General features: G+C 71.1%; 19 protein-coding genes. 13 read left to right on the top strand and 6 right to left on the bottom strand.

All coding sequences use genetic code 11. The features are described from left to right. Window positions 1-278: 278 nt before the first annotated feature. Window positions 279-2,870: an MXAN_6230/SCO0854 family RING domain-containing protein gene (locus ACLGIH_RS01825; RefSeq protein WP_416523426.1), complete on the top strand. Its 2,592-nt coding sequence runs from the start codon at window positions 279-281 to the stop codon at window positions 2,868-2,870. 98 nt (window positions 2,871-2,968) lie between these two features. On the opposite strand, the gene ACLGIH_RS01820 is transcribed toward ACLGIH_RS01825, so the two are convergent. Continuing rightward, entirely contained in the window at window positions 2,969-3,775 is an 807-nt protein-coding gene (locus tag ACLGIH_RS01820) for a transglutaminase domain-containing protein (protein ID WP_416529260.1), read from the bottom strand. Window positions 3,776-4,044: 269 nt separating this feature from the next. Here ACLGIH_RS01820 and ACLGIH_RS01815 point away from each other — a divergent pair, with 269 nt between their 5' ends. From ACLGIH_RS01815 to ACLGIH_RS01805, 3 genes are read left to right on the top strand one after another with little or no spacing between them, the layout of a single operon-like run. Beyond that, complete coding sequence (locus tag ACLGIH_RS01815) at window positions 4,045-4,590, top strand: RNA polymerase sigma factor (RefSeq protein ID WP_416523425.1); 546 nt, start codon at window positions 4,045-4,047, stop codon at window positions 4,588-4,590. Further along, entirely contained in the window at window positions 4,587-5,114 is a 528-nt protein-coding gene (locus ACLGIH_RS01810) for a transmembrane transport protein (RefSeq protein ID WP_416523424.1), read from the top strand. The genes ACLGIH_RS01815 and ACLGIH_RS01810 overlap by 4 nt, the downstream gene beginning before the upstream one ends. 14 nt (window positions 5,115-5,128) lie before the next feature. Continuing rightward, window positions 5,129-5,266, top strand: a complete 138-nt coding sequence (locus tag ACLGIH_RS01805; RefSeq protein ID WP_416523423.1) for a hypothetical protein — start codon at window positions 5,129-5,131, stop codon at window positions 5,264-5,266. Window positions 5,267-5,372: 106 nt separating this feature from the next. Here the strand turns inward: ACLGIH_RS01805 and ACLGIH_RS01800 are convergent, their stop codons facing one another. Both ACLGIH_RS01800 and ACLGIH_RS01795 read right to left on the bottom strand, forming a co-directional pair. Beyond that, complete coding sequence (locus ACLGIH_RS01800) at window positions 5,373-6,068, bottom strand: alpha/beta fold hydrolase (RefSeq protein WP_416523422.1); 696 nt, start codon at window positions 6,066-6,068, stop codon at window positions 5,373-5,375. 74 nt (window positions 6,069-6,142) lie between these two features. Continuing rightward, window positions 6,143-6,955 carry a hypothetical protein gene (locus ACLGIH_RS01795; protein WP_416523421.1) on the bottom strand — a complete coding sequence of 271 codons (813 nt, stop codon included), beginning with the start codon at window positions 6,953-6,955 and terminating at the stop codon, window positions 6,143-6,145. 203 nt (window positions 6,956-7,158) lie between these two features. On the opposite strand from ACLGIH_RS01795, the gene ACLGIH_RS01790 reads away from it, so the two are divergent. The 5 genes from ACLGIH_RS01790 to ACLGIH_RS01770 all read left to right on the top strand — a co-directional run bounded on the left by ACLGIH_RS01790 (window position 7,159) and on the right by ACLGIH_RS01770 (window position 14,827). Beyond that, complete coding sequence (locus ACLGIH_RS01790) at window positions 7,159-7,467, top strand: cellulose binding domain-containing protein (protein WP_416529259.1); 309 nt, start codon at window positions 7,159-7,161, stop codon at window positions 7,465-7,467. A 273-nt stretch (window positions 7,468-7,740) separates the two neighbouring features. After that, window positions 7,741-8,871 carry a glycoside hydrolase family 12 protein gene (locus ACLGIH_RS01785; protein WP_416523420.1) on the top strand — a complete coding sequence of 377 codons (1,131 nt, stop codon included), beginning with the start codon at window positions 7,741-7,743 and terminating at the stop codon, window positions 8,869-8,871. A 337-nt stretch (window positions 8,872-9,208) separates the two neighbouring features. Then, window positions 9,209-11,356: a glycoside hydrolase family 3 N-terminal domain-containing protein gene (locus ACLGIH_RS01780; RefSeq protein ID WP_416523419.1), complete on the top strand. Its 2,148-nt coding sequence runs from the start codon at window positions 9,209-9,211 to the stop codon at window positions 11,354-11,356. Between the two features lie 78 nt (window positions 11,357-11,434). Continuing rightward, a complete protein-coding gene (locus ACLGIH_RS01775) occupies window positions 11,435-13,657 on the top strand; it encodes a glycoside hydrolase family 6 protein (RefSeq protein ID WP_416523418.1) in 2,223 nt (740 codons plus the stop codon). A gap of 57 nt (window positions 13,658-13,714) precedes the next feature. Further along, a complete protein-coding gene (locus ACLGIH_RS01770; RefSeq protein WP_416523417.1) occupies window positions 13,715-14,827 on the top strand; it encodes a lytic polysaccharide monooxygenase auxiliary activity family 9 protein in 1,113 nt (370 codons plus the stop codon). Between the two features lie 133 nt (window positions 14,828-14,960). Here ACLGIH_RS01770 and ACLGIH_RS01765 read toward each other — a convergent pair whose 3' ends face one another. Next, on the bottom strand, window positions 14,961-15,677 hold the full coding sequence (locus ACLGIH_RS01765) for a polyamine aminopropyltransferase (RefSeq protein ID WP_416523416.1): 717 nt from the start codon (window positions 15,675-15,677) through the stop codon (window positions 14,961-14,963). A gap of 60 nt (window positions 15,678-15,737) precedes the next feature. After that, window positions 15,738-17,423: a ribonuclease J gene (locus ACLGIH_RS01760; protein WP_416523415.1), complete on the bottom strand. Its 1,686-nt coding sequence runs from the start codon at window positions 17,421-17,423 to the stop codon at window positions 15,738-15,740. Between the two features lie 265 nt (window positions 17,424-17,688). Between ACLGIH_RS01760 and ACLGIH_RS01755 the strand changes: the two genes are divergently transcribed. Together ACLGIH_RS01755 and ACLGIH_RS01750 are read left to right on the top strand one after the other, a co-directional pair. Continuing rightward, complete coding sequence (locus ACLGIH_RS01755; RefSeq protein ID WP_416523414.1) at window positions 17,689-17,826, top strand: hypothetical protein; 138 nt, start codon at window positions 17,689-17,691, stop codon at window positions 17,824-17,826. Between the two features lie 66 nt (window positions 17,827-17,892). After that, complete coding sequence (locus ACLGIH_RS01750; protein ID WP_416523413.1) at window positions 17,893-18,675, top strand: hypothetical protein; 783 nt, start codon at window positions 17,893-17,895, stop codon at window positions 18,673-18,675. A gap of 37 nt (window positions 18,676-18,712) precedes the next feature. On the opposite strand, the gene ACLGIH_RS01745 is transcribed toward ACLGIH_RS01750, so the two are convergent. Then, the gene (locus ACLGIH_RS01745) at window positions 18,713-19,165 is read right to left on the bottom strand and encodes a MerR family transcriptional regulator (protein WP_416523412.1); all 453 of its coding nucleotides are present in this window, start codon (window positions 19,163-19,165) and stop codon (window positions 18,713-18,715) included. Window positions 19,166-19,576: 411 nt separating this feature from the next. Between ACLGIH_RS01745 and ACLGIH_RS01740 the strand changes: the two genes are divergently transcribed. Together ACLGIH_RS01740 and ACLGIH_RS01735 are read left to right on the top strand one after the other, a co-directional pair. Beyond that, complete coding sequence (locus tag ACLGIH_RS01740; protein WP_416523411.1) at window positions 19,577-21,079, top strand: SulP family inorganic anion transporter; 1,503 nt, start codon at window positions 19,577-19,579, stop codon at window positions 21,077-21,079. Window positions 21,080-21,407: 328 nt separating this feature from the next. Continuing rightward, a complete protein-coding gene (locus tag ACLGIH_RS01735) occupies window positions 21,408-22,646 on the top strand; it encodes a phospholipase D-like domain-containing protein (protein WP_416523410.1) in 1,239 nt (412 codons plus the stop codon). Window positions 22,647-22,819: the final 173 nt, after the last annotated feature.

The raw sequence follows: 22,819 nt of genomic DNA, 5'->3' as shown, positions 1-22,819 counted from the left end.
CCGGGCATGAGCACGGGTACTCAGGTCTTACTCAGATCCCGCGCACAGAACCTGCCACCCGCCTGCGGGACGGGACCCGAGCGTGCACCGTTGCCACCACCGCTGCCGCCGCAAAATGCGTTGGCGCCCGCGCGTGTGTGTGATGAGATCGGGATCAACGGGGGCGGCTCCCTGTCGCGCATCCTTCTCACCTTCTGCAAAAAGTCCGGCGCGCCCACTCTCCGCCCCCGTTCTTCTGTCCTTCTTCCGTCCTTGGCCGTCGTGGAGGGTGTCCGCCGTTGCTCGCCGCCGAGTCCGTACTGCTGCGCCGTGCCCGGACCGTGTACGTGGACGCGGTGCCCGCGTCCGCCGCCGGAACGGGACCGGCACTGCGCCGACTCGAGACCGAACTGCTCGACCGCGGTCACATCCTCTCCTCCCGGTTGCACGCGGCGCTCGCCTCGCTGACCCCCGACGCGCTGGCAGCCGCGCACACCCGCCTGGTGGGGCAGGTCGACGATCTGCTCGGCTCCAACCGCGCACACGTCCCGCTCTTCCGCCGCTTCCCACGCACCGTCCCGCGGAACACCGACAGGCTGTACGTGGACCGGATCTTCTCGTTCCTGCTGCAGCAGCCGGACCAGCCCTGCGTGCTGTGCGGTGAGGCCGGCACGGTGTTCCCCGTCTCGCCCTGCGCGCACCTGGTGTGCCGACTGTGCTGGGGCGGATCCGACTACGCGGGCTGCCCGGTCTGCCACCGCCGCATCGACGCGGACGATCCCTTCCTGCTGCCGGTCCGGGCGGTCGGCGCCCCGAAGGCACCGGTGTCCGGCCCGCTGCGGCTGCTGCGCCTGGGCACCGACCGCGGCGCCGATGCCACCGCAGTGGTGGACGCCCTGCTGGCACGTCGCACCCCGCTCTCCCCGCAGGACCGCGACGACCTGCTGACGCTGCTGCCGCTCACCCCTGCAGGGCGAGGCCTGCTACCGCGGGAGATCCCGGTGCGGGAGACCAAGGCGATGGTGCTGGGGGCGCTGACGGTCGCGGCGCCGGACGGCTTGCCGGTCGGGAAGCTGCTGACGGAGCGGCTCACCACCGCAACCGACGTGCTGCGACTGCTCGCCGTGCTCTCCGGCGCCGACGCCGGCCTGGTGACGCGGTCCCGCTTCGCGAACGTGCCGCGCCCGCTGCGCCGCGAACTGCTCACCGTTCTGGACGGCTTGCCGACGCCGTACCTGGTCGAGGACGTGTTGCGGCACCCGACGGCGTGGAAGCGGGCAGCGGAGGTCCTGCACCCCTTCGAGCGGCATGCCCGGCACCCCCGTGCCGCCCTCGCTTTCGCGGTGCTGCGCGGCACCCCGGTCGATCCCGGCACCGCTTTCGGCGCCGCCCTGCTGGAAACGGCGGCCGCGCATCCCGACGCCGTCCGCGTGGACGGCGCCCGGATCCGCCCGGCCACCTGGGCGGGACGGCTGGAACAGGCGATGTCCGAGGGCGACATCGCCCGCGCCGCGGCCGTCGCGGGGGAACGACCCGGCGAACTGGTGCGCCGAATCGACGCGTTGCTGCGCCTGCACACCGCCGACGTCCTGGCTCCGGAGCTCGGGAAGGCCCTGCTGCGCGGGCTGCCGGAGGTGGGCCCCGGCCCGCTGCTGTCGGCGCTCGGCGCACTGAGGACGCGCACCGAGGACCGCACCGGCCGCCGCCGCGTGTTCTTCCCGCGCGGAGAGGTCACCCGAGCCCTGTCCGTCCCCGAGCGACGGCCCGCCCTGCCCGCCGGTCTCGTGACCGCGACGGTCGGCCTGCTGAGGGCTGAGGTGCTGCGCCGGTTCGCCGCCGGGCAGCCGTACGATCTGTCGGTGCTGGACTCCGGTCTGGCCGACCTCACCGTGCCGTTCACCGAGCGGTCCACCGCCAAGGCGCTGGTGGCGGTGGGGCGGGGGAGCGTGCAGACCCTGCCGGCAGGCACGGTTCTGCGGCTGTTCCTGCACTGGACCGAGCCGCGGGGCAACCGCACGGACCTGGACCTGTCGGTCGCGTTCTTCGACGCCGAGTGGAACTTCACCGGCTTGTGCGACTACACCAGCCTGGTGCACGGACCGGACGCCGCGGTCCACTCCGGCGACCTCACTTCCGCCCCGGCACCGCAGGGCGCCACCGAGTACGTGGACCTGGACCTGGAGCGGCTGGGGGAGCGGGGGGACGTGTACGCCGTTCCGCTGGTCTTCAGCTACAACAACGTGCCCTTCGAGGAGCTGCCGGATGCCTTCGCGGGCTTCATGGCACTGCCCGCGCAGGGCGCTCGGGACGCCTCCTACGACCCTCGCGCGGTCCGCCAGCGCTTCGACCTGGCGGGCGGCTCGCGGGTGTGCCTGCCGATGGTCGTCGACCTGGACCGCCGCCGAGCCCTGTGGACGGACACCCATCTGCCGTCCACCGGTGGCTTCCAGAGCGTCGGCTCGCACGGTGGCGGCGCGCTGGCCGCGGTGGCCCGGGACCTGTGGGAGCAGTTCGGTTCCGGCACCCGGGTCACCCTGTGGGACCTCACGGTGTGGCGGGCCGCGGTACGTTCCCCCGAGGTGGCGGTGATGTGCCGGGAGCCGGAACCCGCACTGCTGCGGTACCGGCGACGTCCGGACGAGGACGCGGACGCGTTCGCCGCCCGGGTGTCCTCCCTGAAGGATGCCGAGGAGCACCGCGCGCACCCCGACCCCGAGGCGGCGGCGGCCGAACTCGCCGCAGGTACTCGCGTGTTCATGGCGACGGTCTACGGGAGCGTCGGGCCGGCGCGGGCGTCGGGCACCTTCTACCGGCTCTTCCCCGGGGCCGGGGACGTCTGCGAGACCTTGTCCCGGGTGACCGCCGGCGACCTGGTCGCGGAACTGGGCTGAGCCTGTCGTCCGTCGGGTGGTGGTCTCGGCGGAGGCCGAGTCGGCACAACCACTGCTCGGCTCGACCCGGACCGGCACGGCGGGCGAGGGAGCGACGGTCAGCCGGTCCGGTCGTCCGGCCGGCCGAGCGTGCCGCCCGCCGACCGGCGACCCAGAAGGGGTTCGGCCAGCAGCCTTGCCGCCCCGCAGAGCGTCTGTCCGTGCCGGGCGAAGAGTTCGTCGCGCGAGTCGAAGCGGCCGAGGTCCTCCAGGACGTAGGCCGACAGATCGCACGCTGTGCCGCCGCCCGGACAGGCGGTCGCGCCGTCCCAGTCGACCGCGGTCCGGGACAACGCCTCGAACAGCGTCTCCGCGTCGGCGTTGGTGAAGCCGGTGCCGCCTTCGCTCAGCTCGTCGAGCCCGCCGAAGAGCTCCGAGACCGCCAGCCAGGGCCCGCCGGCACGGCCGGCCGAGGACAGGCCCCCGATGTGGAACTCCGGCCATGCGAGCACGACCCGGTGCGGGACGGCCCGGCGGAACCGAGGGAAGCGCGGATACCAGAACCTGCCGTCCACCAGCAGGCCACGCACCCGCGTGGCCACCCCGGACGCCCGCGCCACGGACTCCAGTACCGCTAGCCGCTGGCTGCACGAGCCACGCCGACGGCGAAGCACCTCCGACACGGGCCGCTCATCCTGGACCGAATACACCGGCCGTACAGCCGCCGCGATCCGATGATGGGCTCGGCGCAGGGTCGCGATCCGGTGGGCGGCACTCTCGGCGGCCTGCGATTCCGCCGGGACGTCGATCCGTCGAAGCAGCGCGGCGACGCCCGGATGCCGCCAGTCGAGGATCCGAGTCGGGGCGGTGCTCCCCACAGCCGTCTCCGCCCCGGCCGTGCCGACCCGACGACGGCTGCGCGGCATGAAAAGCGAGCTCGTCACCACCGTGGTCCTCTCGCTCCGGCAGCCTCAAGGCCGCAGGAGACACCATGTCAAAAAACCTGAACGCGTTCAATTCCTCGATGGCCGGCGGCGGAGACGTGCAGAGCACCTAAGACCGCACTTGACCCGGCCGCTCTTGCGGCCGGATGTTTTCCGCGTGACACGGCGGGTCCGGAACCGCCCGGCCAGATCACGTGAACTTTTCGGCCCCGAACGCCGACTGTCTCGGTAACAGGCCACGGGGAGGTGCGGTGAGCGACGACCGGGACAGCCGGCTGCTGGTGGTGCGCTGCCAGCTCGGAGAGCGGGAGGCGTTCCGCGAGCTGGTGCGCCTCTGGCACGCCCCTCTGTGGCGGTACATGCGGGGCATGGCCGGCTCCTCGCACCTTGCGGACGATCTCACCCAGGAGGCATGGGTCGCCGTGGTGCGCGGACTGCCGCGGCTGCGGCAGCCGGAGCGGTTCGCCCCGTGGCTGTTCACCCTGGCCCGGCGCACGGTCGCCGATCACCTGCGGCAGGCGTACCGGGCTCCCGAGACGTCCGCGGAGGACGGGGGTGCCGTCGTCGATGACGACGACTGCCTCAGCGGTGTCCTGACCACGATGGAGATCGAAGCGGGCCTGACCGAGCTGCCGCACCTGGAGCGCGAAGTGCTGATCCTGTTCCACCTCCAGGATCTGACTCTGGTCGGCTGCGCGGAGGTCCTCGGCGCACCGCCCGGCACGGTCAAGAGCAGGCTGCACCGCGCGCGTCGCATGTTGCGGGACGTTCTCATCAAGAGGGGATACCAGGCATGAGCGAGCCGGACCACGGAGCACAGCGCGACGTGCCCAAGGAACTGGAGCGTGCCTTGGCGGCGGAGGTCTCGCTGCGTTCGCGCATGCGGTACGTGGCTGTGGGACTGGCCGGAGGGTGCGCGGCGGTGTTGATCTCGGTGCTGTGGGCGACCGAGCCGGAACCGCTCCCCCCACGCACCCGGGCCGCCTTCGCCGGGCTGATCGCCATCGGGCTGGCCTGGGCGGTCTTCGCCGGCTGGGTCCTGAGAAGGCGCCGGCCGTTGTTCGCCCGGGACCGGGTGCTGGGAGCCCGGCTCGCGCTCGCGGCCACCACGGTGACCGGCGTCTCCGCGACAGCCCTGGCCGCGGCACGCGGCACCGTGGCCGAAGCGCTGGCCACTGCCCTTCTCGGCGTCGTCCTCATCGCCGCCGCAGCGGGCCTTCTGGTGCGGGCGCAGTCCCGCCGCCGCGCTCTGCTGCGGCTGCGGGACGCCTGCGGCACGACGCCTTCCGAAGCACCGGACGCCTCCACCGGTCCGAATTGATCAAGGAGACTGCCATGCACAAGAAGATCGCTCCGGTCGGCCCGCTGGCCATTGCCCTGCGCCGCCGCGGCGCGGGTGAGCGCACCGTCCTCCTGCTCGCGGCACTGGCGTGCACAGCACTCCTGACCGGAGTCGTCCTGCTCTGGGCCTGAGCCGCCGGCCGGGCAGCCGCAGGGGTTCCGGAAGATCGCGGTAAACAGGGCTGTGACCAGTAGGGGTGGGCACACCCAAGAGCAGCCCGTCGGCACGGAACCGCGGTTACCGGGCCGCGTCGAGGAGGATCCGCGCCAGGTCGCCCGGCTGGGAAAACATCGGCCAGTGGCCGGTGTTCATCTCGACCAGCCGCCACTGCTCGCTGGTCAGTGGCCCGGCCACGTCGTTGCTCGGCTCGGCGCCGTCGAGCAGGCACTTGATGTACGTCACCGGAGGCTCCTCGAGCGGCCGGGCCAGCACGGCGGGGTCGGCCAGAGTGACGCCCGGGTGCGGCGTCGCTCCGCCCACCAGCCGGGCGGTCTGCTCGTCGGTGAGACCCTGGCCGTCGCAGTCGGCCTCGGCCAACGGGGCCCAGAAGCCGCCGTTCTCGGCAAGGGCGGCCTCGAGCTTCGCCGGGCCCTCCCACCAGGTGGAGACGAACGACTCGCCGTCGACCGGAACGCTGGAGTCGACGAAGACCACGCGGGCCAGCCGGTCACCGATCCGCCCGGCGGCCTGACCGACCGGGATGCCCGAGTAGCTGTGCCCGACCAGCACGACATCGCGCAGATCGAGGCGCTCGACCTCGTCGACGATGTCCCGGACGTGAGTCTGCTCCCCAGCAGGCAGGGCCTGCTTGTCGGCGAGACCGGACAGCGTCAACGGGTGAGCTCCGTGGCCGGCCTCCCGCAGCGTGGGCACCACCTCGTCCCACGCCCACGATCCGAGCCACGCGCCTGCAACCAGTAAGAAGTTGGTCATGGCCGGACAGTAACGGAGGGGTCTGACAACGCCCCGCCGCAACTTTCGAGGCACGTCCTGGTGTGCCCAGCCCCCTAGCGGCCGAGCAGCGAGCCGAACGTCACGTTGTACCGGGTGCGCAGACGCCGTATCTCCCAGAGGGACAGCGCGGACACCGACAGCGGGCCGCCCAGCGAGAAGGCGTGGAGAACGGTGGGTGGTGCGGCCACGTCCGGGCCGTCGAAGAGCTGGACGGCGCAGAGGGACCAGAACAGCAGCGGGGAAAGCAGGGCCGGCAGCAGCTCGTGCACCTCCCCCGTGCGGAAGCAGGAGTTCAGGCCGGTGACGGCGGCGGCCAGGGTGAAGATCAGCGCCCAGACGAGGAGCGCGGCGCACAGGAGTGCGGCCGCGACGAAAAGCAGGGTGAGCAGGAGACCGGTGAGGATCGTGCCGAACATGCCGCCGAGGAGCCCGAAGGTGAGGTCGTGCGGACCCATGACCGAGGGCGAGACGATGTCCCCGCCGAGGGCCGCGGTCATCAGCCAGACGGTACCGGCGCCGAGTGGCAGCGCACCCAGCGCCATCAGGGGTCCGGCGGCGCGGCGCGTGTACACGCGCCGTAGGGGCGGCCGGGCCGAGAGGACGCAGACGCCCACGCCGAGGACACTGGCGCCCACGACGACGGCGCAGCCGATCAGCAGTTCCGCCAGCTTGCCGAGCAGAAAGTCCTCGCGGCCCTCGCGCAGGGGGTAGGCCAGCAGGAGCCAGAACGTGCCCAGCAGTCCCACGGTCGTGCGGATGCGCTGCACTCCCGCGATGACCGGGTCCTCGATGCGGTCTTCAGCGGAGGAACGGGTCAGGGCCCGGGCCACCGCGAGGGGATTGTGCAGACCGTCCCAGCTCGTCATGCCCGCGCCATCCTTATCATCATGAGGACGATAATAGGGTCGGCATCTGCCGCATGGACAACGAATTGGAGACGGGGTACCGCTGGTGCCCTGCCTCGCCGGTTCGAGGGAGGAACTGCCTCGCCGGACGGCAGCACCCCGACCCCGGACCCGGGCCCGACGCCCACCCCACCCCCGGCGCCCACCCCCACGCCGGCTGAGGGCTGCGCGTCGCCTACAGCGTCGGCTCTTCCTGGAACGGCGGATTCACCGCCGAGGTACGGCTGAAGAACACCGGGTCGGCGGCCGTGAACGGGTGGAAGACCGGCTTCGCCCTCAAGGGCGACGAGAAGGTCACCGACGCCTGGAGCGCCACGGTCACCCAGTCCGGAGCCGAGGTCACCGCGGCGAACGCGGCTCACAACGCGGCCGTGCCGCCGGGCGGCACGGCGAGCTTCGGCTTCCAGGCGAGGGGGACGGCGACGGGCGCCCCCGACGCCTTCACGCTCAACGGCCGCACCTGCACCACCTGATCCCTGTTCTTCCCGACTTTCGGGAGCGCTCCCAACGCGTCCTCGCGACTTGGCCGTCGCTCGGGCGAGCCGGACCGCAGCGCTGAGCTGCGACTTCGAACTTCATTCGACGGATTGGTGTCCACAGGGTTGTCATGGGCATCGTAGAACTCCTACAGTCGCGACCGAAACCGGTGGGTGGGAGCGCTCCCATCTTTGGGGAGACGGGAGCGCTCCCGAAACCCGCACAGCACCCCCCTGTCGGATCCGGTTCCCTCGGAAAGAGGCTCCCGCATGCGATCGTCACCGCACCGCCTCCGCACCGTCCGCGCCCTGTTCGGCGCGCTGCTCACCGCTCTGACCACCGTGGCGGCGCTCCTCGTCGCCACCGCGCCCGCCCAGGCCGACACCACGATCTGCGAGCCCTTCGGATCGACCGTGATCCAGGGACGCTACGTCGTCCAGAACAACCGCTGGGGAACCAGCGCCCCCCAGTGCGTCACCGCCACCGACACCGGCTTCCGGGTCACCCAGGCCGACGGCTCGGTGCCCACCAACGGCGCCCCCAAGTCGTACCCGTCGGTCTTCAACGGCTGCCACTACACCAACTGTTCACCGGGGACCAACCTTCCCGCGCGGATCAGCACCATCTCCAGCGCGCCCAGCAGCATCTCCTACGGCTATGTCCCGGACGCCGTGTTCAACGCCGCGTACGACATCTGGCTGGACCCGACGCCCCGCACCGACGGCGTCAACCGGACCGAGATCATGATCTGGTTCAACCGGGTCGGCCCGATCCAGCCGATCGGCTCACCGGTCGGCACCGCCACCGTCGGCGGGCGCACCTGGGAGGTGTGGACCGGCAGCAACGGCTCCAACGACGTGATCTCCTTCGTCGCCCCGTCGGCCATCGCGAGCTGGAGCTTCGACGTCATGGACTTCGTCGACCAGACCGTCGCCCGGGGCATGGCACAGAGCAACTGGTACCTGACCAGTGTTCAGGCCGGCTTCGAGCCCTGGCAGAACGGCGCCGGGCTGACGGTGAACTCCTTCTCCTCCGCCGTGAACATCGGCGGCGACACACCGGGCGACCCCGGCGACCCGGCGGCCGCCTGCCAGGTGGCGTACGGCACCAACGTCTGGCAGGGCGGGTTCACCGCCGACGTGACGGTGAAGAACACCGGTACGAGCGCCGTGGACAACTGGAAGCTCGGCTTCACACTGCCGTCCGGGCAGCGGGTCACCAACGCCTGGAACGCGACCCTGTCCGGGTCCTCGGGCGCCGTGACGGCCGGCCCCGTGACGCACAACGCGCGGATCGCGGCCGGCGGCACCCAGACCTTCGGGTTCCAGGGCACCTACAGCGGCACCTTCGCCAAGCCGTCCGGCTTCACCCTGAACGGCACCGCCTGCTCCGTCACCTGATCCCCCTCCGCCGCCGGGTCGGCCTGCCCGGCCGGCGTCCTCCGGCCCGCAAGGCCTGACCGCGCCGCCCGGCCCGGCACCGCACATGCCCGGCACCGCACCGGCCCGCTCCGGGGCCCGTCCTCCTTCCCTGCGCCGACAGGGCGGGCCCCGGAGCGCACCACCTCCCGCCCCTCCGGCCCGCCACCCGGAAAGGCCCGCCATGACCCCGCGCCTCGCAGCCTCAGCCCCTCCTCCCGCACCCCCGCCACGTCGTCCCGCCCGCTCTCCCCGCGGCCCCGCCCGCTCTCCCCGGCGTCCCGCGATCGTCGCCGCCCTGTGCGCCGCCGCGCTCGCGGTGACCGGGCTGACCGGCGCCGCCCCGCCCGACCGTGCCGCCGACTCCGCCGCCGCCCTGCCGTACCAGGACCCCTCGCTGCCGGTGCCGCAGCGGGTCGACGACCTGCTGGGGCGGATGACGCTCGACGACAAGCTCGGTCAGATGGCCCAGATCGAGAAGGACGCGCTCGTGCCGCAGTCCGACCTCGCCACCTACCGCATCGGCTCCGTGCTCTCCGGCGGCGACTCCACGGTCAGCCCCAACAACGCCCGGGGCTGGGCCGACACCTACGACTCCCTCCAGCGCACCGCCCTGACCACCCCGCTCGGCATCCCGATGATCTACGGCATCGACGCGGTGCACGGTCACAACGCGGTGCGCGGAGCCACGATCTTCCCGCACAACATCGGCCTCGGCGCCACCCGCGACCCCGCGCTGGTGCAGCGCATCGGCCGCGCGGTCGCCGAGGAGGTCGCGGGCACCGGCATCGACTGGTCGTTCGCACCCTGTCTGTGCGTGGCCCGCAACGACCGGTGGGGGCGTACGTACGAGTCGTTCGGCGAGACGCCCGAACTGCCCACCGCCATGACCTCGTTCATCACCGGCATGCAGGGCGACACCCTGGGCGCCGACCCGGCCTCCGTGCTCACCACCGCCAAGCACTACCTCGGCGACGGCGGTACCACCGGCGGCGTCGACCAGGGCGACACCCGGATCTCCGAGGCGGAGCTGCGCGCCACCCACCTGCCGCCCTTCAAGGAGGCGATCCGGCGTGGCGTGGGCTCGGTGATGCTGTCCTACAGCAGCTGGAACGGCGTACGGTCGCACGCCCACGAGTACCTGGTCACCGACGTCCTCAAGGGGGAGCTGGGCTTCACCGGCTTCGTCGTCTCCGACTGGGCCGCCGTCGACCAGCTCGACGGGCAGAGCGGCTTCACCGGCGCCGAGATCGCCACCGCCGTCAACGCGGGCGTCGACATGGTGATGGTCCCGCACGACTACAAGAAGTTCCTCACCCTGCTGCGCGGCGAGGTCACCGCGGGCCGCGTCCCCATGGCCCGGATCGACGACGCCAACCGCCGTATCCTCGCCAAGAAGTTCCAGCTCGGCCTGTTCGAACGCCCGCTGACCGACCGTACGTACACCTCCACGGTCGGCTCGGCGGCCCACCGCACCCTCGCCAGGCAGGCGGTGCGCGCCTCGCAGGTGCTGCTGAAGAACGACGGCGGCGTCCTGCCGCTGCCGAAGTCGGGGAGGCTGTTCGTCGCCGGGAAGTCCGCCGACGACATCGGCAACCAGAGCGGCGGCTGGACGCTGGGCTGGCAGGGCGGCAGCGGTGCCGTCACCGAGGGCACCACCGTCCTCCAGGGCATCCGCGGTGCCGTCGCCGATCCCTCACGGGTCACCTACGACCGCTACGGCAACGGCATCGACGGCAGTTACACGGCGGCCGTGGCCGTCGTCGGCGAGACCCCGTACGCCGAGATGCGCGGCGACCGTCCCGGCGGGATGGGACTCGACCAGGAGGACCTCCAGACCCTGGCCCGGCTGAAGGCGAGCGGGGTGCCCGTCGTGGTGGTGCTGGTCTCCGGCCGGCCGCTGGACATCGCCGCCCAGCTGCCCGACTGGAACGCCCTGCTGGCGGCCTGGCTGCCCGGCACGGAGGGCGGTGGCGTGGCGGACGTGCTGTTCGGCGACCACGCACCCACCGGAAAGCTGCCCGTGACCTGGATGCGCAGCGCCTCCCAGCAGCCGATCAACGACGGCGACGGCAAGACCCCGCTCTTCCCGTACGGGCACGGCCTGACCTACGGCACGAACCCCGACCCCGACCCCGACCCGGATCCCGACCCCGGCCCGACCCCCGCGAAGGCCTGCACCGCCACCCACAAGCTGGTCAACTCCTGGCCGGGCGGCCACCAGGCGGAGGTCACCGTCAAGAACACCGGGACCGGCGGCCCGATCACCGGCTGGTCGGTCGACTGGGACCTCGGCGGCGCCACCATCACCAGCCTCTGGAACGGCACCCACACCGTCGCGAACGGCCGGATCTCGGTCCGCAACACATCCTCCAACGGCACCCTCGCCGCCGGCGCCGTCACCCCCTTCGGCTACACCGCGAACGGCACCGCGGGCACCCCCGCCCCGCGCTGCACCCCCACCTGACCGAACCCCCTGTTCCCCCCGGTTGGCCCACGGCCATTCCCGCACACCGTCACCAGCACCCAGTATCGAGGAGAGCACATGACCGATCGGACCCTACGCCCGGCCGCCCGGCCGGGCAGGCCGCACCGCAGGCGGACGGCCGCCCTGGCCACCGCGTTGAGCACCCTGCTGCTGGGAGCGGCGGCCCAGCTGTCCGCGCCCCAGGCGTCCGCGGCGGAGGCACACGTCGACAATCCGTTCGCCGGCGCGTCGTTCTACGTCAACCCGGACTACGCCCGCCTCGTCGACGGGTCCATCGCCAAGACCACCGACGCGACGCTCAAGGCCAGGATGGAGAAGGTCAAGAGCTACCCGACGGCCGTCTGGCTGGACCGGATCGCCGCCATCCACGGCGGCGACGCCAACGCGGGCCGCAAGAGCCTCGCCGACCACCTGGACCTGGCCCTCGCGCAGAAGAAGCCCGGCCAGCCGCTCGTGGCCACGTTCGTGGTGTACGACCTGCCGGGCCGCGACTGCGCCGCCCTCGCCTCCAACGGCGAACTGCCGCTCAGCGCCGAGGGGCTGGCGCGCTACAAGACCGAGTACATCGACGAGATCGCCAAGGTCTTCGCCAACCCCAAGTACCAGGACATCCGCATCACCACGGTCATCGAGCCGGACGGCCTGCCGAACCTGGTCACCAACCTCTCCGACCCGGAGTGCGCCCGGGCCAAGAGCAGCGGCATCCAGGTGGACGCCGTCCGGTACGCCCTGAACAAGCTGCACGCCATCCCGAACGTGTACACGTACATGGACTTCGCCCACTCCGGCTGGCTCGGCTGGGACACCAACCTCTCCCAGACCACCCAGCTGTACACGGACGTCGTCAAGGGCACGACGGCCGGCCTGCGCAGCGTGGACGGCCTGATCACGAACGTCTCCAACTACACGCCGCTCGCCGAGCCGTTCCTCACCGACCCGAACAAGACGGTCGGCGGCAACATGATCAAGTCGGCCAAGTTCTACGAGTGGAACCCGAACTTCGACGAGGCGGACTTCACCGAGGCCGTGCACGCGGCGCTGGTGTCCCAGGGCTGGCCCGCTTCCACCGGCATGGTCATCGACACCTCCCGCAACGGCTGGGGCGGCAGCGCCCGCCCGACCGCGGAGGGGACCAGCACGACGCTCGACACCTACGTCAGCCAGTCCAAGGTGGACCGCAGGACCCACCGCGGCCTGTGGTGCAACGTCAACGGCGCGGGCCTCGGCCGGCCCCCGCAGGCCGCGCCCACCGACCACCCGGACTCGCACCTCGACGCGTTCCTGTGGATCAAGCCGCCGGGGGAGTCGGACGGCGCGAGCACGGAGATCCCGAACGACGAGGGCAAGCATGCGGATCCGATGTGCAACCCGGAGTACACGGCGCCCAACGCGGGCAACAACCCGACCGGCGCGATGCCGGACGCGCCGCTGGCCGGGCACTGGTTCCACGACCAGTTCGCCATGCTCGTACGCAACGCCCACCCGGCCGTGCCCACCGACGGCGGCGGTGACCCCGACCCGACCGACACCGCCGCCCCGACCGTGCCGACCGGCCTGAGGGCCACCGCGAAGACCGCGTCCAGCGTCTCGCTGGCCTGGACGGCGGCCACCGACAACGTCGGCGTCACCGGCTACGACGTCTACCGCGGCGACACCAAGGCCAACTCCTCGCCGGTCACCGGCACCACCTTCACCGACACCGGGCTGACCGCCTCGACGGCGTACCGCTACACCGTGCGCGCCCGTGACGCCGTCGGGAACGTCTCCGCGGCCTCGGCCGCACTCAGTGTCACCACCGAGGCGGGCGGCGGCGGACCCGACCCGGCCGGCGGCCTGAAGGTCACCTACAAGAACAACGACGCCTCGGCCACCGACAACGCCATCCGGCCCGGACTGCGGATCACCAACACCGGCAGCGCCTCGGTGGACCTCACCAAGGTCACCGCCCGCTACTACTTCACGCGCGACGGCGGCTCGCCCACCGTGAACGCCTGGTGCGACCACGCGGCCGTCGGCTGCGCCAACGTCACACTGCGAGTGGTGCCGCTGAGCACCCCGGCCGCGGGCGCGGACGCCTACCTCGAGATCGGGTTCAGGAGCGGCAGCCTGGCCGCCGGGAAGGACACCGGCGACCTCCAGCTGCGGATGAGCAAGTCCGACTGGTCCGCCTTCGACGAGACCGGCGACTACAGCCGCGGCACCGCCGCCTCCTACGCCGACGCCCCGAAGATACCCGCCTACGTGGGCAGCGACCTGGCCTGGGGCGTCCCGCCCGCCTGACCGGCCCGGCGACCGCCGAGGAGACGGACACAACCCCACCCCACCACAGGAGACACCATGGCTCGAAGCAAGAGAAGGCCACTGTCCTTACTGGCCGTGCTGGCCACCCTGCTCAGCGGCCTCGGTCTGGCCCTGATCGGCCAGAACAGCGCGCAGGCACACGGTGTGACGATGATGCCCGGATCGCGGACCTACCTCTGCTATCTGGACGCCAGGACCGGCACCGGTGCCCTCGACCCGACGAACCCGGCGTGCAAGGCGGCGCTCGCGGAGAGCGGCTCGACCGCGCTCTACAACTGGTTCGCCGTGCTCGACTCCAACGCCGGCGGACGCGGCCCGGGCTACGTCCCGGACGGCAAGCTGTGCAGCGCCGGCGACCGCTCCCCGTACAACTTCACCGGCTACAACGCCGCCCGCGCCGACTGGCCCCGGACGCACCTCACCTCCGGCGCGACGATCAGGATCAAGCACAGCAACTGGGCGGCGCACCCCGGCGACTTCCGGGTGTATGTCTCCAAGCCCGGCTACTCGCCCACGAAGCCGCTGGGCTGGGGCGACCTGGAGCTCATCCAGACCGTCACCGACCCGCCGCAGTCCGGCTCGGTGGGCAGCGAGTCCGGTCACTACTTCTGGGACGTGAAGCTGCCGTCGGGCCGCTCCGGTGACGCGATGATGTTCATCCAGTGGGTGCGCTCGGACAGTCAGGAGAACTTCTTCTCCTGCTCCGACATCGTCTTCGACGGTGGCAACGGTGAGGTGACCGGTATCCGTGGCTCGGGGAACACTCCGACCCCCACGCCGACCCCCACCCCCACGCCGACCCCCACGCCGACCCCGACCCCGACGCCCACCGACCCGCACACCGGGTGCATGGCCGTCTACAAGGTGACCAACCACTGGAACGGCGGCTTCCAGGGTTCCGTCGAGGTGATGAACCACAACACCGCCGCGCGTGACGGATGGGCCGTGCGCTGGCAGCCGGGCACCGGCACCAAGATCAACCAAGTCTGGAACGGCACCCTCAGTACCGGCTCCGACGGCACGGTCACGGTCAAGAACGTCGACCACAACCGCACCATCCAGCCGGACGGCACCGTGACGTTCGGCTTCACCGCCACGTCGACCGGGAACAATCTGCCGGTCGGCTCGATCACCTGCGTCAACCCGTAACACCGGCGACGACGGCGCCGGCCCCGCCGATGCGGGCACCGGCGCCGTCGTCGACCGGCTGCACTTGGACGGCTGCACCTGGACCGGCTGCCTCTTGGCGCACCGGGTGCCGATCACGGCCGTGCCTGACCGGTCAGTTCCCGCGCGCCACGTAGACGGTGTTCGTGGCGGTGCCGCCCTGCAACGGGTTGTCGAAGTCGACGACGTGGGATTCGGCCGCGGCGAAGACGTCACCGAGCGCGGCGGTGAACTGCTCGTCCGGCGGGTCGTTGGACCACAGGGCGAAAACGCCGTCGGGGTGGAGGTGCGCGGCGAGGGCACGGAGCCCTTGCGGACGGTAGAGCGCGGCGTGGCGGGCGTTGAGCACGTGGCGGGGGGAGTGGTCGATGTCCAGCAGGATCGCGTGGAAGAGGCGTCCCGGTGACAGCGGGTCCAGGCCGGCCGGACTGCCGACCGCCTCGAAGAAGTCGGCCGGCACCAGCCGGCAGCGGGGATCGCCGGTCAGGCGGGCGCCGAGCGGCACCAGATGACGCTCGTGCCAGTCGATGACCTCCCCGAGCGCTTCCACCACGATCAGGGAGCGCACCCGGGGATTGTCGAGGGCGGCCCGGGCGGTGTACCCGAGGCCGAGCCCGCCCACCGCGACGTCCAGCTCGGCACCCGACAGCCGTGCCAGCCCCAGGTCCGCCAGCGCGACCTCCCCGGCCGTGAAGAGGCTGGACATGAGGAACTCGTCCCCGAGCTTCACCTCGTACACATCGTCGGCCGACCCCGGATACCTGCGGCGGCGCAGGCTGATGTCCCCCAGCGGCGTCGGCCGCCAGTCGATCTCCTCGAAGCGCGTGCTCATCGGTGCTCCTCGTCCGGAGTCCCGGCCGTCGGCCGACGACTCCCCATGTGCTCGGCCGGCTCAGGCGTCGATGACGACGGGGATGATCAGGGGCTTGCGGCGGTAGGTGCGGAACGCCCAGTTGGCCACGGCACGTGCGATGAGCTGTTCGAGCTGATGGGCGTCGCCGACACCTTCCTCGGCGGCGGCCGCCAGCGTCTTCTCGATGACGGGGACGACGGGCTCGAAGGTCGTGTCGTCGTGGACGAAGCCGCGGGCCAGGAAGTCCGGCGCCTCGGCCAGCGCGCCGGTGTCGGCGTCGACGATGGCCACGACCGTCACGACGCCCTCCTCTGCCAGGGTGAGGCGGTCCTTGAGGGAGGCCTCCGTGGCGCCGCCCACTTCCATGCCGTCCACGTAGACGTTGCCCGCGGGCACCTTGCCGGTGATGGAGGCGCGCCCGTCGACGAGGTCGACGACGACTCCGTCCTCGGCGATGACGACCCGGTCGGGGTCGACGCCGGTGCGGATCGCCAGATCCGCGTTGGCCCGCAGGTGGCGGAACTCGCCGTGGACGGGCATGACGTTGCGGGGCTTGACGATGTTGTAGCAGTAGACGAGTTCCCCGGCGCTGGCGTGGCCGGAGACGTGCACCTTGGCGTTGCCCTTGTGGACGACGTTGGCGCCCCACCGGGTCAGCCCGTTGATCACCCGGTAGATGGCGCTCTCGTTGCCGGGGATGAGGGAGCTGGCGAGCAGGACGGTGTCGCCCTCGCCGATGCGGATCATGTGGTCGCGGTTGGCCATCCGGGACAGCGCGGCCATCGGCTCGCCCTGCGAGCCGGTGCACACCAGGGTGACCTTGTGGTCCGGCAGCTTCTCCAGTTCCTTCGTGCTGACGACCAGACCGGAGGGAACCTTCAGATAGCCCAGTTCGCGGGCGATGCCCATGTTGCGGACCATCGAGCGGCCCACGAACGCCACCTTGCGGCCGTGCTGGTGGGCCGCGTCCAGGACCTGCTGGATGCGGTGCACATGGCTGGCGAAGCTGGAGACGATGACCCGGCGCGGAGCGGTACGCATCACCTGCTCGATCGCCGGGTTCAGCTCGCGCTCGGACGTGGTGAAGCCGGGCACCTCGGCGTTGGTGGAGTCCGTGAGGAACAGGTCCACGCCCTCCTCGCCGAGCTTGGCGAAGGCGCGCAGGTCGGTGATGCGCTCATCCAGCGGGAACTGGTCCATCTTGAAGTCGCCGGTGTGCAGCACCAGCCCGGCCCCGGTACGGATCGCCACCGCGAGGCTGTCCGGGATGGAGTGGTTGACCGCCACGAATTCGCAGTCGAAGGGCCCGAAGCGCCGCCGGTCGCCTTCCTTCACCCGTACCGTCCGCGGCCGGATGCCGTGCTCCTTGAGCTTGGCCTCCAGGAACGCCAGGGTCAGCTTCGACCCGACGACGGGAATGTCGGACCGCTCGCGCAGCAGGTAGGGCACGCCGCCGATGTGGTCCTCGTGTCCGTGGGTGAGGACGATGGCCGCGATGTCGCCCAGGCGGTCCCTGATCGAGGTGAAGTCGGGCAGGATCACGTCCACCCCGGGCTGCGTCTCCTCGGGGAACAGCACCCCGCAGTCCACGATGATCAGCTTGCCGGCGTACTCGAAGACGGTCATATTGCGACCGATCTCGCCCAATCCGCCCAAGGCGGTGATTCTCAGCCCTCCGTCGGGCAAGGGTGGGGCTGCTTTGAGTTCGGGATGCGGATGGCTCATATCTTGACGTTACCGAAGAGCCGGCCGACGTGATCCGCAACCTCCCCGCCCAGTGGTGGTGGTTCGGTCCGAAGGGGTTCAGCCGCGGCGGCAGGGTGAGCCCGAGGGCTCGCGTCACGGCCGGCGCGGAGCACCGGTGCACCGGCCCGTACGGGCCCTGTCGCCTGGCGCGAGCCACCGACGCCGCCGGCGCCGAGGCGCTGAACCGCTCCCGGCTGGTCAAGGGGAAGCGCTCACCCGCCTGCGCGACAAGGCCCAACTGGCTGTGTTTCCCGACCGTTGGCAGGCCAACTCCTTCGAGCGGGAGTTTCCCGGGGCGCGGCTGGAGCATCTCGTCGCCGCCCACGACCAGTACCGCGTGCGGGGCGGTGGTGCTCCGCCGGCGCGGCCCGATGCCCACTGAGCCTACTCTTACGTGAGGGTAGTCTGGTGGGGCTGAGGGCAGTCCGCTGAGCAGGGGGTGACGACCATGGCCGGCGTAGGGGCCTGTCCGGCGTGCGGCGAGACGGAAGAGCTGCGCGGCGAACCTGTCGGCGACGACATCCGGGTCACCTGTCTGCAATGCGGTGCGGCGTGGCTGAGAGGCGGCCCGCGCTGCGCCGGCTGCGGCGGCCAGGACATCGTCCAGCGCCCGCAGGCCATGACCCGCCACTCCCGCGGCACCCAACTGTCCATCATCGGCTGGCGGGACCTGCCGTTGTGCCGCACCTGCGACGCCGACGCCCTGGAGACGTCCCTCTCCGAAAACGTTCCGGTGCCCAGCGACTATGTCGCGGCGTGCCTGGGAGCCGCGCAGAACTCGCGGACGTCCGCCGCGTCGCCGCAGCCGCGGCCGGCGCCGGAAGCGGCCGTCCCGCGGCCGTCCCCGCTCCCGGAAGTCGAGCAGGCCGAAGCCCCCGCCCCGAACCGTCCGCGTACCGCTTCGCGAGCGCAGCCGCGCCGACCGAGGCCTGCTCCGCTGCCGGCGGTGGTGCCCACGGTCCGGCAGGCGATCGCCGCCTTCATGGCGGAAGCCTCCGGGCAGACCGATGCCACCGCGATGCTGCTGCTCGGTACGCATCTCGGCTCCCACGAGTGGCTCAGCGTGCTGGAGGGGGAGGACGTCGCCGACCGGCTCGGCGACTGGTGCCAGGGGCACTGGGGCAGCGGCCGCGACCGTGACCGGAGGGCGGTGAGCACCATCTGCAGGGCCGTCGACTTCTGGGGCGCTCGCGGCTGGCTCGCGTCCGATCCCGCGGCACGCCTGCGCTGACCGGACCGGATGCCGGCAGTCCGTAGCTCCTCCGTTTCTACTTTCCGTTGTTGTGACGGCTTCCGGCCGGGCCCGGCCGGAAGCCTGGCTCCTGCTCGAGCCGCTTCTGGAGCGTGGCGGCGAAGTCCTCGGCCATCGACAGGCGGGCGCGCAGCGTTTCGCAGCGCGCGTCGGCCACCTTCCGGTAGGAGTCCAGCCGCTCCCGCAGCCGCTCCCTCTCCTCGCCCGCGGGGGCATCGTCGCCGGGCGCGGTGAGCCGGTCGGTGATGTCCAGCAGGTCCCGCATCTCCTCCAGGGAGAAGTCCAGCGGCTTCATCCGGCGGATGACCATCAGCCGCTCGACGTCGGCCTCCGTGTACAGCCGGAAGCCGCCCTTGCTGCGGGCCGAGGGAATAACCAGGCCGACTTCTTCGTAGTGTCGGATGGTGCGCAACGACAAACCGGTCCGCTCGGCCACCTCGCCGATCTGCATCTGCCGGTGTTCGGTCATCGCTCAGCCATCTCCTCTTGTCGTCCGCCTGGTTTCGAAACGGTTAAAGGCTTTAGTCTACGTGAGAACAATCACAGGATCTTGCGCGCTGTTTACCTGCGTTTCACAAGCCGCAGCTCGCACCCTGCCTTAACGTCAGGGTAGACTTCCGATGTGCTCGCCCCGCCGTACAGCGCACGGCAGGAGCAGCAACGCCGCAGCGCGGGCTCCGACCGGGCCCCGACGGCACCGAAGACCTCCGGGCAATGATGCCTGACCGGCGACCGATGGTTGCCGCCCTGTCCGGCAAGGCTCGCGCCGAGGCGGCCGGGCCGCCGGGAGATTCCTCACCCTCCTGGGGATCGGGATCACGTAAGCGATGCGCGTGTGTCCAGCGGTAATGGATACGTGCGCCTGAACAGAAACGGTTGCATGTCCTCACCGCTGTCCCAAGCTCCCAAGCTGCGGCTGTCCAAGCCGGACTGGCTCGCCTCCCCGAAGGTCCTGCGCACCGAAGTGCTGGCCGGCCTGGTCGTCGCCCTGGCGCTCATCCCGGAGGCGATCTCCTTCTCGATCATCGCCGGGGTCGACCCCGCGGTCGGTCTGTTCGCGTCGTTCACCATGGCCGTGGTCATCTCCGTCGTCGGTGGCCGCAAGGCGATGATCTCCGCGGCTACCGGTGCCATAGCCCTGGTCATCGCACCGCTCAACCATGAGTACGGACTCGGTTACCTGATTGCCGCCGTCATCCTCGGCGGTGTCTTCCAGGTCGTCCTCGGCGCTCTGGGCGTGGCGAAGCTGATGCGGTTCGTGCCGCGCAGCGTCATGGTCGGCTTCGTCAACGCCCTCGCCATCCTGATCTTCATGGCCCAGGTGCCGGAGATGCACGACGTGCCGTGGGCCGTCTACCCGCTGATCGCCGCAGGCCTGGCGCTCATGGTGTTCTTCCCCAAGGTCACCAAGGTGATCCCGGCCCCGCTGGTCTCCATCGCCGCCCTCACCGTGATCACGATTGCCGCCGGCATCGCGGTCCCGACCGTCGGGGACAAGGGTGACCTGCCCTCCTCCCTGCCCGTGCCCGGGGTGCCCGACGTGCCGTTCACGCTGGACACCCTGACCACCATCGCCCCGTACGCGCTCGCCTTCGCGCTGGTGGGGCTGATGGAGTCGCTGATGACGGCCAAGCTCGTCGACGACATCACCGACACCCACTCGGGCAAGACCCGCGAGTCCATCGGCCAGGGCGTCGCCAACATCGTCACCGGCTTCTTCGGCGGCATGGGCGGCTGCGCCATGATCGGCCAGACCATGATCAACGTGAAGGTCTCCGGCGCCCGTACCCGGCTGTCCACCTTCCTGGCCGGTGCCTTCCTGATGGTGCTGTGCATCGTCTTCGGCCCGGTCGTCTCCGACATCCCGATGGCCGCCCTCGTCGCCGTCATGATCATGGTGTCGGTCGCCACCTTCGACTGGCACTCCATCCAGCCCAGGACCCTCAAGCGCATGCCGGTGGGGGAGACCGTCGTCATGGCCGTCACCGTCGCGTGCGTGGTCGCCACCCACAACCTGGCGATCGGTGTCGTCGTGGGTTCCATCGCGGCGATGGTCATCTTCGCCAAGCGGGTCGCCCACCTGGCCAACGTCTCCGGTGTCGTCGACCCCGACGGCAAGCAGGTCGTCTACTCGGTCACCGGCGAGCTGTTCTTCGCCTCCTCCAACGACCTCGTCTACCAGTTCGACTACAAGGACGACCCGGACGACGTGGTGATAGACCTGTCGGGCACCCACATCTGGGACGCCTCCTCCGTCGCGGCCCTGGACGCCATCGAGACCAAGTACGCCCAGCGCGGCAAGAAGGTCACCATCGTGGGCCTGAACGAGCCCAGCGCCGACATGCACCAGCGCCTGGCCGGCCAGTTCTCCGGCAGCCACTGACACACCGGCCGCCCGCCCCGCGGTGCCTTGTACCGCGGGGCGGGCGGCCTTCTCATGCGCGGGCCGGGCCCGGGACCATCACCGTCCGCCCCGGCCCTGCGGCGGCACCTGACTGGGCCAACTGCCGCCCGCTGCCGCCGCCCGTATCGCGGCGGCGACGGAAGCCAGGTGTGGTGACGCCGGCCCGCAAGCGGCACCAGTCGGTCCTCGCCCTCCCCGTCGCGCGACCACGCGGGTGCGCGGACGCGCCCGAAGAACGTCCTTGCGACATGTCAGATACATGCTAGGAATTGACGAGTCGGGCCGACAGAAGACCTCAGGGGAGACCATGACACCACCGCACGCCGGCACCGGGACGGGGAGACGGGGCGCCGGCGTCCTGCTCGCCGTGGCCGCCTTCGTCGCTGCGCTGCTGGTACCCGCACACCGCGCCGACGCCGTGACCGTCGCCACCGGACCCGTCTTCAACCGGCCCACGGGCTCGGCCGCCGAGCAGCAGGCGATCCGCGCCCAGGTCCGCTCCGTCATCGCCAATGCGGACAGCGGTTCGGTCATCCGGCTCGCTATGTACCACTTCTGGGACGACGCGATCGCCACCGACCTCGTCGCCGCCAAGAACCGCGGAGTCAGTGTCCGGGTCGTCCTCGACCACAGCACACTGGACTACCCGGCCTCGTACAACACCCTCCGGGCGGGGCTCGGCACCAGCACGTCGGCATCGTCCTGGGTGGCGCTGTGCTCCGCCGGATCCTCCTGTCTCGGCCCGGCCGGCACCGGCATCAACCACAACAAGTTCCTGCTGGCGAGCAGCGTGGCGGGCGGCACCCTGAAGAACGTCGTCGTCCAGCTCACCTCGAACCTCACGCCGTCCAACTACAGCCGCTACTGGAACAGTTCACTCACCGTCGCCCAGAACACCGGTCTCTACGACGGGTACGTCGCGTACTTCACCCGCCTCCCGGCCGAGAACCGTGCCAACTGGTCGTACACCTACGGCAACGCGGGCGACTACAAGTACTACTTCTTCCCTCGGGCAGGTGCCGGCGCGAGCACCGACACCGTCGTGAACGCTCTCGACAACGTCACCTGCCGCTGGTCCGACTCGGCCGGCAGCCATCGCACCACCATCCGCGCCGCCATGCTGAAGATCACCCGGCAGGCGGTGGCCGACAAGCTGAGGGCACTGGCCGGGGCGGGCTGCCGGGTCGACCTGGTCTACAGCGAGACCGACAGCGGCACCTGGAACGCCCTGCACGGCGTCGCCAACATCACCAACCGCTGCTACCAGCACGACCACGACGCGGACTCCTCGACGCCCAGGCGGATCGTGCACTCCAAGAACTGGCTGATCGACGGAATGTACGCGGGCGAGGTCCGGAAGGTGATGTGGACCGGCAGCCACAACTGGAGCGGCCCGGCCCTGCGCAACAACGACGAGACGATGCTCCGGGTCACCACCGCCTCGGTGTACAGCGCCTTCGAGGCGAATTTCCAGGCCGTCCGCGCCGCCGCCGTCCCCGGCGTCAACGACAACGTCGCCGTCTGCAAGAGCGATGAGACCGACTGACCCGGCGGTGCCACCACCGTCCTGACACGGCGGCGGCACGGCCCGGCCCGAGGCGGCACGGCGACGACGACCGTGCCGCCTCGGCGTAGGCACGTGGGGAGAAGCCACCGCGAGTTCAGTGCCGTGGCGGCCCGATGCGTCGGAGCAGGCCGACGGTGAGACGCCGAGGAGTG

Source organism: Streptomyces hamibioticus (assembly GCF_047946815.1).
In the GTDB taxonomy this organism is placed as follows: Bacteria; Actinomycetota; Actinomycetes; order Streptomycetales; family Streptomycetaceae; genus Streptomyces.
The sequence above is the reverse complement of the archived record's forward strand: the minus strand, read 5'-3'. Positions and strand labels throughout refer to the sequence as shown.